General features: G+C 57.5%; 17 protein-coding genes. All 17 read left to right on the top strand.

From position 1 onward, the window contains the following. The first annotated feature begins 1 nt into the window (after position 1). The 17 genes from F0Q32_RS05810 to cobS are packed head-to-tail and all read left to right on the top strand — an operon-like array spanning position 2 to position 13,056. A complete protein-coding gene (locus tag F0Q32_RS05810) occupies positions 2-634 on the top strand; it encodes a cobalt-precorrin-8 methylmutase (RefSeq protein WP_149462313.1) in 633 nt (210 codons plus the stop codon). Further along, positions 631-1,770 (top strand): cobalt-precorrin-5B (C(1))-methyltransferase CbiD, encoded by a 1,140-nt coding sequence (gene cbiD, locus F0Q32_RS05805; RefSeq protein WP_149462312.1) that lies wholly within the window; start codon positions 631-633, stop codon positions 1,768-1,770. The genes F0Q32_RS05810 and cbiD overlap by 4 nt, the downstream gene beginning before the upstream one ends. Beyond that, entirely contained in the window at positions 1,764-2,369 is a 606-nt protein-coding gene (locus tag F0Q32_RS05800; RefSeq protein WP_149462311.1) for a cobalt-precorrin-7 (C(5))-methyltransferase, read from the top strand. Before cbiD ends, F0Q32_RS05800 begins: the two co-directional genes overlap by 7 nt. Further along, entirely contained in the window at positions 2,359-2,928 is a 570-nt protein-coding gene (locus F0Q32_RS05795) for a decarboxylating cobalt-precorrin-6B (C(15))-methyltransferase (protein ID WP_149462310.1), read from the top strand. The genes F0Q32_RS05800 and F0Q32_RS05795 overlap by 11 nt, the downstream gene beginning before the upstream one ends. Beyond that, the gene (locus F0Q32_RS05790) at positions 2,921-3,694 is read left to right on the top strand and encodes a cobalt-precorrin-4 methyltransferase (RefSeq protein WP_149462309.1); all 774 of its coding nucleotides are present in this window, start codon (positions 2,921-2,923) and stop codon (positions 3,692-3,694) included. Before F0Q32_RS05795 ends, F0Q32_RS05790 begins: the two co-directional genes overlap by 8 nt. Further along, positions 3,675-4,730 carry a cobalt-precorrin 5A hydrolase gene (cbiG, locus tag F0Q32_RS05785; RefSeq protein WP_149462308.1) on the top strand — a complete coding sequence of 352 codons (1,056 nt, stop codon included), beginning with the start codon at positions 3,675-3,677 and terminating at the stop codon, positions 4,728-4,730. Before F0Q32_RS05790 ends, cbiG begins: the two co-directional genes overlap by 20 nt. Further along, positions 4,730-5,455, top strand: a complete 726-nt coding sequence (locus F0Q32_RS05780) for a precorrin-3B C(17)-methyltransferase (protein WP_149462307.1) — start codon at positions 4,730-4,732, stop codon at positions 5,453-5,455. Before cbiG ends, F0Q32_RS05780 begins: the two co-directional genes overlap by 1 nt. Further along, complete coding sequence (locus tag F0Q32_RS05775; protein WP_149462306.1) at positions 5,452-6,252, top strand: cobalt-precorrin-6A reductase; 801 nt, start codon at positions 5,452-5,454, stop codon at positions 6,250-6,252. Before F0Q32_RS05780 ends, F0Q32_RS05775 begins: the two co-directional genes overlap by 4 nt. Next, on the top strand, positions 6,249-7,043 hold the full coding sequence (locus tag F0Q32_RS05770; protein ID WP_149462305.1) for a sirohydrochlorin cobaltochelatase: 795 nt from the start codon (positions 6,249-6,251) through the stop codon (positions 7,041-7,043). Before F0Q32_RS05775 ends, F0Q32_RS05770 begins: the two co-directional genes overlap by 4 nt. After that, the gene (locus tag F0Q32_RS05765; RefSeq protein WP_149462304.1) at positions 7,040-7,750 is read left to right on the top strand and encodes a cobalt-factor II C(20)-methyltransferase; all 711 of its coding nucleotides are present in this window, start codon (positions 7,040-7,042) and stop codon (positions 7,748-7,750) included. Before F0Q32_RS05770 ends, F0Q32_RS05765 begins: the two co-directional genes overlap by 4 nt. Further along, the gene (cbiM, locus tag F0Q32_RS05760) at positions 7,750-8,487 is read left to right on the top strand and encodes a cobalt ECF transporter S component CbiM (protein ID WP_149462303.1); all 738 of its coding nucleotides are present in this window, start codon (positions 7,750-7,752) and stop codon (positions 8,485-8,487) included. The genes F0Q32_RS05765 and cbiM overlap by 1 nt, the downstream gene beginning before the upstream one ends. Further along, a complete protein-coding gene (locus F0Q32_RS05755) occupies positions 8,488-8,769 on the top strand; it encodes an energy-coupling factor ABC transporter substrate-binding protein (RefSeq protein WP_015963893.1) in 282 nt (93 codons plus the stop codon). After that, a complete protein-coding gene (locus F0Q32_RS05750) occupies positions 8,756-9,433 on the top strand; it encodes an energy-coupling factor ABC transporter transmembrane protein (RefSeq protein WP_149462498.1) in 678 nt (225 codons plus the stop codon). Before F0Q32_RS05755 ends, F0Q32_RS05750 begins: the two co-directional genes overlap by 14 nt. Positions 9,434-9,441: 8 nt before the next feature. Beyond that, a complete protein-coding gene (locus F0Q32_RS05745) occupies positions 9,442-10,254 on the top strand; it encodes an energy-coupling factor ABC transporter ATP-binding protein (protein ID WP_149462302.1) in 813 nt (270 codons plus the stop codon). Then, a complete protein-coding gene (locus tag F0Q32_RS05740) occupies positions 10,254-11,780 on the top strand; it encodes a cobyric acid synthase (RefSeq protein ID WP_149462497.1) in 1,527 nt (508 codons plus the stop codon). The genes F0Q32_RS05745 and F0Q32_RS05740 overlap by 1 nt, the downstream gene beginning before the upstream one ends. Then, positions 11,774-12,319 (top strand): bifunctional adenosylcobinamide kinase/adenosylcobinamide-phosphate guanylyltransferase, encoded by a 546-nt coding sequence (cobU, locus tag F0Q32_RS05735; protein WP_149462301.1) that lies wholly within the window; start codon positions 11,774-11,776, stop codon positions 12,317-12,319. Before F0Q32_RS05740 ends, cobU begins: the two co-directional genes overlap by 7 nt. Further along, entirely contained in the window at positions 12,316-13,056 is a 741-nt protein-coding gene (gene cobS / locus F0Q32_RS05730; protein WP_149462300.1) for an adenosylcobinamide-GDP ribazoletransferase, read from the top strand. Before cobU ends, cobS begins: the two co-directional genes overlap by 4 nt. The last annotated feature ends 6 nt before the right edge of the window (positions 13,057-13,062 follow it).

Raw genomic sequence — 13,062 nt, 5'->3', positions numbered from 1 at the left:
CATGAATTACATCCGCCAGCCACAGGCCATTGAGGCCAAAAGCTTTGACATTATTGGCGAGATAATCCGCGAAACCCGACCTGATTATCGGTTCGCCAGCCCGCTCCATGAAGCGATTATCAAACGGGTCATTCACACCACCGCCGATTTCGAATGGCTGGACATTTTATGGTTTTCCGCCGATGCCCTGGAGCAGCTAACCGCAGCGTTAAGCCGCCCTTGCACGCTCTACACCGATACAACAATGGCGCTCTCCGGCATCAACAAACCGCTGCTGGCAAACTCTGGCGGCGAATGCCGCTGCTATATCAGTGACCCGCGCGTAGTGCGCGAAGCGAAGGCGCAGGGCATCACGCGTTCAATGGCGGCGGTCGATATCGCAGTGCGTGAAGAGGGTGAAAAGGTGTTTGTATTCGGCAACGCACCGACGGCCTTGTTCCGTCTGCTGGAGCATCCTGTAAAGGTGAGCGGTGTGGTGGGCGTTCCGGTCGGGTTTGTGGGTGCGGCGGAATCTAAAGAGGCGCTGACGCACAGTGATTTTCCCGCCATTGCTGCGCTGGGGCGTAAAGGGGGAAGTAATGTGGCGGCGGCGATTGTGAATGCCATTCTCTATCATCTGCGAGATGCGAAATGAGTGACGCGGCATTTGATGCACCTGTCTGGCACAACGGTAAGCCCCTGCGTAAGGGCTATACCACGGGGTCCTGTGCCACTGCGGCGGCGAAAGTCGCGGCGCTGATGGTGCTGCGTCAGCATGTCATCCACCAGGTCTCTATCGTTACGCCCTCTGGCGTGACGCTCAACCTGAACGTGGAATCGCCGCACATTGAAGGGCAGCAGGCCGTGGCGGCGATACGTAAAGATGGTGGTGACGATATTGATGCCACTCACGGCATGCTGATTTTTGCCCGTGTCAGCCTGAACGACAGCGGCGAGATTGTGCTGCGCGGCGGTGAAGGTGTTGGCACCGTCACCCGCAAAGGGGTGGGGCTGCCGTTGGGAAGCGCGGCGATTAACCGCACACCACGTCAGACGATTGAAGCCGCCGTCCGTGAAGCTATCGGCCCATTGCGCGGCGCAGATGTGGAAATTTTTGCCCCGGAAGGTGAAGAGCGGGCGCTGAAAACCTATAACGCGCGGCTCGGTATTGTTGGCGGTATTTCGATTCTGGGCACGACGGGAATTGTTACACCGATGTCAGAAGAGAGCTGGAAACGCTCCCTGTCGCTGGAACTGGAGATCAAACGTGCTGCCGGGTTGACGCGAGTCGTGCTGGTGCCGGGGAACCACGGTGAGCGCTTTGTCCGGGAACAAATGGGCATCGACAGTAATGTGGTGGTCACCATGAGCAATTTCGTCGGCTACATGGTGGAAGAGGCGGTGCGTCTGGGGTATCAGCACATTGTCCTCATTGGCCATCCCGGCAAGCTTATCAAAATAGCCGCCGGGATTTTCCACACCCACAGCCATATCGCGGATGCGAGAATGGAAACGCTGGTGGCGCATCTGGCGCTGCTGGGCGCACCGCTCGAACTGCTGACGCTGGTCGGTGACTGCGATACCACTGAGGCGGCGATGGAGCACATCGACGCTTACGGTTTCCAGCATATCTACAACCATCTTGCCGAACGTATCTGCATGCGGGTACTGCAAAAACTCCGCTACACCAAAACGCCGCCTGTTTGCGACGCCATCATGTTCGCCTTTGATAACCAGGTCCTGGGCAGTAATCGCCCGGTCAGTGACATTGTGGAGGCGCTGCAATGTTAACCGTTGTGGGTATGGGGCCGGCCGGATTAACGCTGATTACGCCGCTGGCACAGAACGCTATCGCGCAAGCCGATGCACTGGTGGGGGCGAAACGTCATCTGGCGCAGTTCCCCGAATTTAACGGCGAGCAGCGTCTTCTTGATGCCGATATTGCGCAACTGCTGGTGTGGATAACCGAACATCAGCACCAGAACATCGTTGTGCTGGCCTCTGGCGACCCCCTGTTTTACGGCATTGGTACGCGCATGGTGGCGCATTTTGGGCGTGAAGCAGTGCGTATTGTGCCGGGCATTAGCGCCGTGCAATACCTCTGCGCCCGCGCGGGTATTGATATGAACGAAATGTGGCTGACCAGCAGCCATGGCCGTGAGGTTTCTTTTGATGAACTGGCTCGTCAGCGCAAAGTGGCGATGGTGACGGATGCCCGGTGCGGCCCGCGTCATATTGCGGCGCAACTCGTCGCGCGGGGAAAAGGGGAACGCTGGATGGTGATTGGCGAAAATCTGGCGATGGAAAATGAACAGATCCACTGGCTGCGCGTCAGTGAGGTCAATGCTGACTATGGCATGAATACCGTGGTGATCCTTGATGAAAGATGAACTGTTTTTACGCGGTGAAAAAGTCCCGATGACCAAAGAAGTGGTCCGCGCACTGGCGTTATCAAAGCTGGAACTGCACCGTGCTGACCATTTTATTGATGTTGGCGCAGGTACGGGAAGCGTCTCCATTGAAGCCGCAGTGCATTTTCCCGCGCTTCAGGTTACTGCGATTGAACGCAACCCGGCGGCGCTCGACCTGATGGCTCAGAATTGCCGCCATTTCGGCTGTGAACACATCTCGATTGTTCAGGCGCACGCCCCTGTTGCGGTAAAAGAGAAAGCTGATGCCATTTTCGTGGGCGGTAGCGGCGGCGAGTTACCCGCGCTTATCGACTGGGCATTTGAGCAACTCCATCCCGCCGGGCGACTGGTGATGACCTTTATCCTGCAGGAAAACCTTAATGCCGCGTTGGCGCACCTGCAAGCACGTGGGTGTGTTGAGGTGGATTGCCAGCACATTCAGGTATCAGCACGTATGCCGCTCGGTAGCGGTCACTATTTTAAAGCGAATAACCCCGTTTATGTCATCGCCTGTCAGAAGGAAGAAGCGCATGTCTGAAACATTCGACCCCCGTTGCGTCTGGTTTGTGGGCGCAGGCCCCGGTGACCGGGAACTGATTACCCTTAAGGGCTACCGGTTACTACAGCAAGCACAAGTGGTGATTTACGCCGGATCGCTTATCAACACGGAACTGCTGGAATACTGCCCGGTGGAAGCGCAGTACTACGACAGCGCTGAGCTCCACCTGACGCAAATTCTCGATGTGATGGAGGCGGGCATCAAAGCAGGAAAAACCGTGGTTCGCCTGCAAACGGGCGATGTCTCGCTCTATGGTTCCGTGCGCGAGCAGGGGGAAGAGTTAACCCGCAGAGGGATTGCGTGGCAGGTGGTGCCGGGCGTGAGCGCTTTTCTGGGGGCGGCGGCAGAGTTGGGCGTCGAGTACACCGTGCCGGAAGTGTCGCAAAGTCTCATCATTACGCGTCTTGAAGGACGCACGCCGGTCCCGGAACGCGAACAGCTTGAATCTTTCGCACAGCATCAAACCTCAATGGCGATTTATCTCTCCGTCCAGCGAATCAACCGCGTTGCCGAACGCCTGATTGAAGGCGGGTATCCGGCAACGACGCCCGTTGCGGTCATCTACAAAGCGACCTGGCCCGAAAGCCAGACTGTACGCGGCACACTGGCAGATATCGCCGACAAAGTGCGCGATGCGGGCATTCGCAAAACAGCGCTGATTCTGGTGGGGAAATTTTTGGGCGATGAATACCACTATTCAAAACTCTATGCCGCGGACTTTAGCCATGAATATCGTAAAGCCTGAGTCAATAGCGCTGTTTTGCCTGACGCCCGGCGGAGTTCGTTTGGCAAAACGCTTATCGGCCCTGTTGCCGATGACCTGTTTTACCAGTGAAAGCTTGCTGGAAGAGGGGTTTAGTCCCTTTGAGGGGGGATTCGCGCAGGCTGCCCGTGAGGCGTTCGCGAACTATTCTGCGCTGATTTTTATTGGTGCAACGGGGATTACCGTTCGCGTGCTGGCACCGGTGATCGCCGACAAGTTTAGTGACCCGGCGGTGATCGTTATTGATGAGCAGGGTCGTCATGTTATCAGCCTGCTTTCGGGACATGCAGGCGGGGCGAATGCCCTGACGCGTTATCTGGCCGATTTGCTGGATGCTGAGCCGGTGATTACGACCGCGACAGATGTGAACCAACTGGCGTCACTCGATACGCTGGCCTTTCAGCTATATGCGCGAATGGTCGATTTTCGCGCGACGGTAAAAACCGTCAACCAGATGCTGGTAAGCGGGAAGCGGATAGGGTTGTGGTGCGATGCGCCTTTTCAGCAGGCACTCAGTCAGTGTGATAGCCGTGGGTTTATTGCCGTTGCCGATTTGCAGTCGTTACCGGAACTGGATGCGCTCGTGTGTATCACGCTGCAGCGTGACTTACCTGATATTGCCATCAGACACTGGAAGCTGGTTCCACAGCGTGTTGTGGCCGGGATTGGCTGTCGTCGCGATACCCCCGGTAAACGCGTCTTCGCCCTGCTTGAGCGCCTGATGGCAGCGCAAAATGTTGACCCGCTGGCGTTGAAAGCTATCGGCAGCATTGAGCTTAAAAAAGAGGAAGCTGCGCTGAACGAGCTTGCTGCTGCCTGCCGCGTGCCGTTTTACACCTTCAGCGCCGACGCGTTGAGTGAACATGAACACCGATTTACCTCCTCTGATTTTGTCCGCCAGACGGTGGGCGTTGGCAGCGTCTCCGGCCCATCGGCCTGGTTGCTGAGTGAGGGCAATATCACCGGAGAGACCCTGCGCGAACAGGGCGTCACCATCACTTTGGGAGTAGCACACTGATGTTAACCGTTATTGGAATTGGCCCTGGCTCGCAGGCAATGATGACCATGGAAGCCGTGGAAGCGTTACAGGCGGCGGAAATTATCGTCGGTTATAAAACGTATACCCATTTGGTGAAAGCCTTTACCGGCGACAAGCAGGTTATCAAAACCGGCATGTGCAAGGAGATTGAGCGTTGCCAGACTGCTATTGACCTGGCGCAGGCCGGGCACAACGTGGCGCTGATCAGCAGCGGCGATGCCGGTATTTACGGCATGGCGGGGCTGGTGCTGGAGCTGGTCAGCAAACAGAAACTGGACGTTGAAGTGCGGCTTATTCCTGGCATGACCGCCAGTATTGCGGCGGCGTCATTGCTTGGCGCGCCGCTGATGCATGACTTCTGCCACATCAGCCTGAGCGACCTGCTGACGCCGTGGCCGGTTATTGAAAAACGCATTATCGCCGCCGGAGAGGCTGACTTTGTTATCTGTTTCTATAACCCGCGCAGCCGGGGTCGCGAAGGACACCTGGCGCGCGCGTTTGAACTGCTTGCCGCCAGTAAAAGTGCGAATACGCCGGTGGGCGTGGTGAAATCGGCGGGGCGTAAGAAAGAGGAAAAATGGGTAACCACCCTTGGCGAGATGGATTTTGCGCCGGTGGATATGACAAGCCTGGTGATTGTCGGCAATAAAACCACCTATGTGCAGGATGGCCTGATGATCACGCCGCGAGGGTATGTGCTGTGAGTTTCGGCGATGTGTTGGTCATTGGCGGCACCAGCGATGCGCGGATGATCTGCCTGCTGCTGGATGCCGCGAATGTGCATTACACCCTTTCCGTTGCTACGCCAACCGGGCAGCAACTGGCGGGCGATATTCGCGGCCAGGTACGCTGCGGGCGGCTGGAGCTGGCGCAGATGATGACGTGGTTAAAAGAAAACAACACGCGCTGGGTGATCGACGCGTCGCATCCTTACGCCGAAGTCGTGAGCCGTAACGTAGTGCGCGCCTGCGAAGCGGCGGGCGTAGTGCTGAGCCGCTATCAGCGCCCGGAACAGCTACGCGAACTCACCCATCCGTTGCTTCATTTTGTGCCAGATATCCGCCAGGCGTGCGACATGGCGAAGCGTTTTGGCGAGCGCGTATTGCTCACCACCGGCAGTAAAGATTTAGCGCAGTGGCGTGCGGGCCTGCCGGAGAAAACGCTGCTGGCCCGCGTACTACCGGTACCTGAAGTGATAAACCAGTGTGTCGAACTGGGTTTCGGGGTGGGCGAGATTTTTGCACTCTGCGGCCCGTTCAGTGCGGAGTTTAACGCCGCGTTTTACCGCCAGTGCCACGCCGATGTGGTGATTACCAAATCCTCAGGCGCTGAGGGCGGTTATCAGGAAAAAGTACAGCCCTGTCTGGATGCGGGTATTCCCTGCATCGTGATTACGCGCCCGGCACCGCTGGTGTCGGGAGAGGAACTACTGGAAAACCGCGCCGATGTGCAGCGGCGTATTGTACGCTGGCTGGCGACGGCGGAAGGAGAGAATCGATGAAAAAAGCCCTTCTGGTCGTCAGTTTCGGCACCAGCTACCCCGAAACCTGCGAAAAAAATATCGTTGCCTGCGAGCGTGAGCTTGCCGCCAGTTGCCCGGATCGCGACCTGTTTCGCGCTTTCACGTCCGGGATGATTATCCGCAAGCTGAAACAGCGCGACGGTATTGAGATTGATACCCCATTGCAGGCGTTGCAAAAACTGGCGGAGCAGGGATATCAGGATGTGGCGATTCAATCGCTGCATATTATCAACGGTGATGAGTACGAAAAGATTGCCAGCGAAGTGCAATCTCTGCGCCCGCAATTTTCCCGCCTGACGCTGGGCGCGCCTTTACTGAGCACCCACGATGACTACGTTGAGCTGATGTCAGCGCTGCGCCAGCAAATGCCCGCGCTCACCGCTAACGAGAAAGTGGTCTTTATGGGCCACGGCGCCAGCCACCATGCCTTTGCCGCCTACGCCTGTTTAGACCATATGATGACCGCGCAGCAGTTTCCTGCACGCGTCGGCGCGGTTGAGAGTTACCCGGAAGTGGACGGTCTGATTGCCAGCATGCAACGCGAAGGCGTTCGCGCGGTTCACCTGATGCCACTGATGTTGGTCGCGGGCGATCATGCGATCAACGACATGGCTTCTGATGAAGAAGACTCGTGGAAAACCTTATTTAACGCTGCCGGGATCCCCGCCACACCGTGGCTGTGTGGGTTGGGCGAAAACCCGCAGGTGCGGGCGATGTTTGTGAAGCATTTACATCAGGCGCTTAATGAAACGCTGGGAGAAGCCGCATGACGGGGAAATTATATGCGCTGAGCACCGGGCCCGGGGCATCCGATCTGATTACCGTTCGCGCCGCCCGCACGCTGGGCTCGCTCGATATTTTGTATGCGCCCGCCGGACGTAAAGGTGGCGATAGTTTAGCGCTCTCCATTGTGCGGGAGTATCTCGGCGAACAGACCGAAGTTCGCTGCTGTCACTTCCCAATGAGCGCCGACAGCGCGGAAAAAGAAGCTGTCTGGAACGAGGTCGCCGCCGCGCTGGTGCAGGAAGTGGAAGCCGGCAAACAGGTCGGATTTATCACGCTGGGCGACGCGATGCTCTTCAGCACCTGGGTCTTTCTGCTGGCGCGTATTGGCAATCCAGACTGGCTGGAGATTGTGCCTGGCGTGACCTCGTTTGCCGCCATTGCCGCCCGCAGCAAAACGCCACTGGCCATGGAGCAGCAGTCGATGGCGGTGATTGCCTGTACCGCGCCAGAATCGGAGATTGCTCAGGCGCTGGCGCAGCACGACAGCCTGGTACTGATGAAGGTGTATGGCCGCTTCGCCCGCATCAAGGCGCTACTGGCGCAGGCGGGGCTGCTGGAGTGTGCGTTGATGATGGCGGAAGCCACGCTGCCCGGCGAGCAGTGCTGGCACAATCTGGCGGAGGTGAGCGACGATCAGCCGCTGCCGTATTTCTCCACCATCCTGGTCAATAAACAGTGGAGGTCAGCGTAATGATCCTTGAAAAACAACTGAAACAGCTTTCCCTGAGCGGCCTCGCCGTCGCGCTGCTGCTGATGGTGGTACCCGAGCAGGCTTTCGCTATGCACATTATGGAAGGTTTTTTACCGCCGATGTGGGCGCTGGCCTGGTGGCTGCTGTTTCTGCCGTGCCTGTGGTACGGCTTAGTGCGCCTGCGCCGCATCGTGGCGGAAGATAATCATCAGAAGGTGCTGCTGGCGCTGTGTGGAGCGTTTATCTTCGTGCTCTCCGCACTGAAAATTCCGTCGGTCACCGGAAGCTGTTCGCACCCCACCGGAGTTGGGCTGGCGGTGATTCTGTTTGGCCCCGGCGTGGTGGCGATTCTGGGCGCCATTGTTCTGTTGTTCCAGGCGTTATTGCTGGCCCACGGCGGGTTAACCACGCTCGGCGCCAACGGGATGTCGATGGCGGTCATTGGCCCGGTAGTCGGGTATCTGGTGTGGAAGATGGCCTGCCGCGCCGGGCTGCGTCGCGATGTGTGCGTATTTTTGTGCGCCATGCTGGCGGATCTGGTGACCTATTTCGTCACCTCAGTACAGCTGGGCGTTGCGTTCCCGGACCCTGAAACGGGCGCAACAGGTTCCATCGTCAAATTTATGGGGATCTTCTGCCTGACGCAGATCCCAATCGCTATTGCTGAAGGGTTATTAACGGTGCTGATTTACGATCAGCTTACCAAACGACAGTTGATTTCCGTACAGGGGCATTAAATGAAAAAGACGTTGATTCTATTGGCGATGGTAATTGCGCTGGTGATCCTGCCGTTTTTCATTAATCACGGCGGCGAATATGGCGGGTCGGACGGTGAAGCGGAGAACCAGATTCAGGTGGTCGCGCCCGACTATCAACCGTGGTTCCAGCCGCTGTATGAACCGGCCAGCGGCGAGATTGAAAGTTTACTGTTCACGCTGCAAGGCTCCATTGGCGCGGCGGTAATTTTCTATATTCTTGGCTACACCAAAGGACGCCAGCGTCGTGATGACCGGGCTTGACCGCATCAGCTATCAGAGCCGCTGGCGGCATATTGCGCCGGGGTGGAAATTTCTGCTCTGGCTGTTGCTGATGGTGCTGGCATTTACGCTGCCCGTTCTTGGGCGCGTGATAACGCTGCTGTTTACCGCCGCGCTAACCTGCTTTATTGCGCGCATATCCCTGTGGCGCTGGTGCCGCTGGATGGCGCTGCCGCTGGGTTTTTTGCTGGTGGGCGTATTGACGATTTTGTTCAGTATCAGCCGCGACCCGCAAAGCCTGTGGTGGGGCATTTCCATTGGTCATTACTGGCTGGGCATGACGCCGTCAGGGCTTTTCACCGCCAACGACACATTCTGGCGTAGCCTGTGCGCGTTGTCGGCGACGTTCTGGTTGGTGCTTAATCTGCCGTTCGATCAGCTCATCGTTTTGCTACAGCGCGCGCGGGTGCCGCGCTTAATCACCGAACAAATTCTGCTGACCTGGCGGTTCATTTTTATTCTGTTAGATGAAGCACTGGCCATTCATCGCGCACAGACGCTGCGTTTTGGGTATCGTAGTCTGCCGAAAGGGTATCACTCGCTGGCGATGCTGGTTGGGTTGCTGTTCACGAGGGTGCTTATGCGTTATCAGCAGATGGCGACAACGCTGGATATCAAACTTTATCAGGGTGATTTTCACCTTTAGGGGCCCGGATGCTCGCGATCAACAATCTCTGTTTTCGCTATCAGGACTCGCCTGTGTTGAACGGTCTGAATCTTGATTTTTCTGCGCACGCCGTTACCGGGCTGGTGGGCGCAAACGGCTGCGGGAAATCGACGCTGTTTATGAATTTAAGCGGCATATTACGCCCGCAGCAGGGCGCGGTACTGTGGCAGGGCAAGCCGCTGGAATACAGCAAACGCGGGCTGCTGGCGCTTCGCCAGCAGGTCACCACTGTCTTTCAGGACCCGGACCAGCAAATCTTCTACACCGACATCGACAGTGATATTGCGTTCGCGCTACGCAACCTGGGCGTGGATGCGGCGGAAATCGCCCGCCGCGTCGAGGACGCGCTGACGCTGGTGGATGCACAGCATTTTCGTCATCAGCCGATTCAGTGTCTCAGCCACGGGCAGAAAAAGCGCGTGGCGATTGCCGGCGCGCTGGTGCTGAAGGCGCGCTATCTGTTGCTCGATGAACCGACTGCGGGGCTTGATCCGTCCGGGCGTACGCAGATGATTGAGATAATCAGGCGCATTGTTAGCCAGGGCAATCACGTGGTGATCTCCAGCCACGATATTGACCTGATTTATGAAGTGAGCGATGCGGTGTATGTCATGCACCGTGGCGAAGTGCTGGCCGAGGGGGCGCCGGGAGAGGTATTTTCCCGTGCGGATGTGATGGCAAAAGCCGGGTTGACGCAGCCCTGGCTGGTAAAGCTGCATGCCCAACTCGGCCTGCCGCTGTGTAAAACCGAAGATGAATTTTTCAGCCGTATGCGCAACAACAATCAGGAACATGCATGATGACGCAGGCAATTATGATTCAGGGCACCGCGTCCGACGTCGGCAAAAGTGTGCTGGTGGCGGGGCTGTGCCGTATTTTTCATCAGGACGGGCTAAAGACCGCGCCGTTTAAATCGCAGAATATGGCCCTTAATTCCGGCATCACGCCGGATGGCAAAGAGATGGGGCGTGCGCAGATTTTTCAGGCGGAAGCCGCCGGTATTACGCCGGATGTACGCATGAACCCGGTGCTGCTCAAACCGACCAGCGACCGCAAGGCGCAGGTGGTGTTGATGGGCAAAGTCATGACCGATATGGACGCCGTAAGCTATCACGACTATAAGCCGCGCCTGCGTCAGCAAATTCTTGAGGTCTATACCAGCCTTGGGCAGGAGTACAACGCGCTGGTGCTGGAAGGCGCGGGGAGCCCGGCGGAAATTAATCTGCGCGATCGCGATATCGTCAATATGGGCATGGCCGAACTGGCGCAGTGCCCGGTGATTCTGGTGGCTGACATCGACCGGGGGGGCGTTTTTGCTTCCATTTATGGCACGCTGGCGCTGCTACTTGAACATGAGCGCGCGCGGGTCAAAGGGGTGATCATCAATAAGTTTCGCGGCGATGTCTCGCTGCTGATGCCTGGTGTTAAACAGATTGAAGACCTTACCGGCGTACCAGTGCTCGGCGTGATGCCGTGGCTGGATGTTGACCTTGAAGAGGAAGACAGCGTTGCTATGCAGCGAGGGCTTTATCGACATGTGGGCGATCGCCCGGTGACCATCGCGGTGGCGCAACTTCCACACTTATCCAACTTCACCGACCTCAACGCGCTGGCGGCGCAGCCGGATGTGCGCGTGCGTTATGTGCGCACGCCGGAGGAACTGGCCGATGCCGACCTCATCATTCTACCGGGCAGCAAAAATACGCTCGGCGATCTTAACTGGTTGCGGCAAAGCGGCCTTGCGCAGGCGCTGCTGGCACGGCATCGCGAAGGCACGCCGGTGATGGGCATTTGCGGCGGCTATCAGATGCTTGGCGAAACGATTACCGATGAGATTGAATCGGGGCTCGGCGTACTACCGGGTCTGGGGCTGCTGGCGACAGACACGCTGTTTGCGCCGGAGAAAACTACCGAGCAAACGCGCGCGCGCCTGCAAACCACGCTCCCCGGCTGGCTGGCGAATGTCTCCGGGATGGATATTTCCGGGTACGAAATCCATATGGGGACCACCACCCGCCACGCGCACTGTCGCGCGGCGCTGGAGCTGCATCGCCCGGACGGCTCCACGCTTGCCGACGGCGCGGTCAGCGACGATGGGCTGGTATTCGGCACCTATCTGCACGGTTTATTCGATAGCGATGCTTTCACGCGCGGCATCGTTAACGCTCTGCGTCAGCGCAAAGGGCTTTCCGCGCTGGACGTCACGGTGAGCTATGCCGATTACAAAGCGCAGCAGTTTGATATTCTCGCCAACGCGATGCGTGAACATATTGATATTGAGAAGATTTATCAGATTATGCACGACTATCAGGAGCCGCAATCATGATACTGGTTACCGGTGGCGCGCGCAGCGGTAAAAGCCGTCACGCGGAATCACTGCTGCGCGAATACCCGCACGTGCTTTACATCGCCACCTCGCAAATTACCGATGCGGAAATGGACGCGCGCATTCAGCATCACCGCGATAGTCGTCCGGCGCACTGGCGGACTGCCGAACGCTGGCAGGATTTAGACGCGGTGATCGCCCCGACAAACGATCCCGAAGAAGCGATTTTGCTGGAGTGCGTGACGACGCTTGTGACCAACGTGCTGTTTGCCAACGGCGGGGAAGGCGATGTCGATAACTGGGATTTCGCGGCGCTGGAAAGGGCGGTGGACCTGGAAATTGAGAAGCTTATTATAGCCTGCCAGCGCTGCCCATCATTAGTGGTGCTGGTAACCAATGAAGTGGGAATGGGGATCGTGCCGGAGAACCGTCTGGCACGCCATTTTCGCGACATTGCCGGACGAGTGAATCAAAAACTGGCGCAGGCGGCGGATGACGTCTGGCTGGTGGTGTCAGGAATTGGAGTCAAAATAAAATGAGCAGGATCTTCTTTGCCACGCTGTCGTTTATGAGCCGTTTGCCGGTGCCTCAGCGCTGGTCGCAGGGCCTGGATATCGACCAGTATGTCCGTGGCGTTGTTACGTTTCCCCTCGTCGGTTTACTGCTGGGGGCATTAAGCGGACTGGTCTTTATGCTGTTACAGCCCTGGTGCGGTGTGCCGCTGGCGGCATTTTTTGCGGTGCTGGCGCTGGCGCTGTTGACCGGGGGATTCCATCTGGATGGCCTGGCCGATACTTGTGATGGGGTCTTCTCTGCGCGTCGTCGCGAAAAAATGCTGGAGATCATGCGCGACAGTCGCCTGGGCACGCACGGTGGATTAGCGCTCATTTTTGTTCTGCTTGGCAAAGTGCTGGCGGTGAATGAAGTAGCGCTGCGTGATACACCGATGCTGGCGGCGCTGGCCTGTGCCTGTATCGCCGGTCGCGGCTGTGTGGTGCTGCTGATGTATCGCCACCGCTACGCGCGTGAAGAGGGGCTGGGCAATCTGTTTATTGGCAAAGTTACCTTTCGCCAGGCGGCGTTGACCCTCGCGCTGACTGCGGTACTGGTGGTGACGCTGCTGGGAGCACATGGGCTACGTGCGCTTCTGGTGACCTTTATTGCCGTCTTTATCCTTGGTCAGTTGCTCAAACGTACCCTGGGCGGCCAGACGGGTGACACCATGGGCGCAAGCATTGAACTGGGCGAACTTATCTTTCTGCTGGCGTTAATTTAAGCCAGC

This window comes from Pseudocitrobacter sp. 73, assembly GCF_008369545.1.
Classification (GTDB): Bacteria; Pseudomonadota; Gammaproteobacteria; order Enterobacterales; family Enterobacteriaceae; genus Pseudocitrobacter; species Pseudocitrobacter vendiensis.
Note: the sequence above shows the minus strand (reverse complement) of the source record. Positions and strands in the feature narration are given on the sequence as shown.

What these genes read in the sequence shown, in the direction of transcription:
- F0Q32_RS05810 (WP_149462313.1), top strand. Translation starts at nt 2, where the DNA reads ATGAATTACATCCGCCAGCCACAGGCCATTGAGGCCAAAAGCTTTGAC.
- F0Q32_RS05765 (WP_149462304.1), top strand. Translation starts at nt 7,040, where the DNA reads ATGACGGGGAAATTATATGCGCTGAGCACCGGGCCCGGGGCATCCGAT.
- cobS (WP_149462300.1), top strand. Translation starts at nt 12,316, where the DNA reads ATGAGCAGGATCTTCTTTGCCACGCTGTCGTTTATGAGCCGTTTGCCG.
- F0Q32_RS05790 (WP_149462309.1), top strand. Translation starts at nt 2,921, where the DNA reads ATGTCTGAAACATTCGACCCCCGTTGCGTCTGGTTTGTGGGCGCAGGC.
- F0Q32_RS05755 (WP_015963893.1), top strand. Translation starts at nt 8,488, where the DNA reads ATGAAAAAGACGTTGATTCTATTGGCGATGGTAATTGCGCTGGTGATC.
- cbiD (WP_149462312.1), top strand. Translation starts at nt 631, where the DNA reads ATGAGTGACGCGGCATTTGATGCACCTGTCTGGCACAACGGTAAGCCC.
- F0Q32_RS05750 (WP_149462498.1), top strand. Translation starts at nt 8,756, where the DNA reads ATGACCGGGCTTGACCGCATCAGCTATCAGAGCCGCTGGCGGCATATT.
- F0Q32_RS05800 (WP_149462311.1), top strand. Translation starts at nt 1,764, where the DNA reads ATGTTAACCGTTGTGGGTATGGGGCCGGCCGGATTAACGCTGATTACG.
- F0Q32_RS05745 (WP_149462302.1), top strand. Translation starts at nt 9,442, where the DNA reads ATGCTCGCGATCAACAATCTCTGTTTTCGCTATCAGGACTCGCCTGTG.
- F0Q32_RS05795 (WP_149462310.1), top strand. Translation starts at nt 2,359, where the DNA reads ATGAAAGATGAACTGTTTTTACGCGGTGAAAAAGTCCCGATGACCAAA.
- F0Q32_RS05780 (WP_149462307.1), top strand. Translation starts at nt 4,730, where the DNA reads ATGTTAACCGTTATTGGAATTGGCCCTGGCTCGCAGGCAATGATGACC.
- F0Q32_RS05740 (WP_149462497.1), top strand. Translation starts at nt 10,254, where the DNA reads ATGACGCAGGCAATTATGATTCAGGGCACCGCGTCCGACGTCGGCAAA.
- cbiM (WP_149462303.1), top strand. Translation starts at nt 7,750, where the DNA reads ATGATCCTTGAAAAACAACTGAAACAGCTTTCCCTGAGCGGCCTCGCC.
- cbiG (WP_149462308.1), top strand. Translation starts at nt 3,675, where the DNA reads ATGAATATCGTAAAGCCTGAGTCAATAGCGCTGTTTTGCCTGACGCCC.
- F0Q32_RS05770 (WP_149462305.1), top strand. Translation starts at nt 6,249, where the DNA reads ATGAAAAAAGCCCTTCTGGTCGTCAGTTTCGGCACCAGCTACCCCGAA.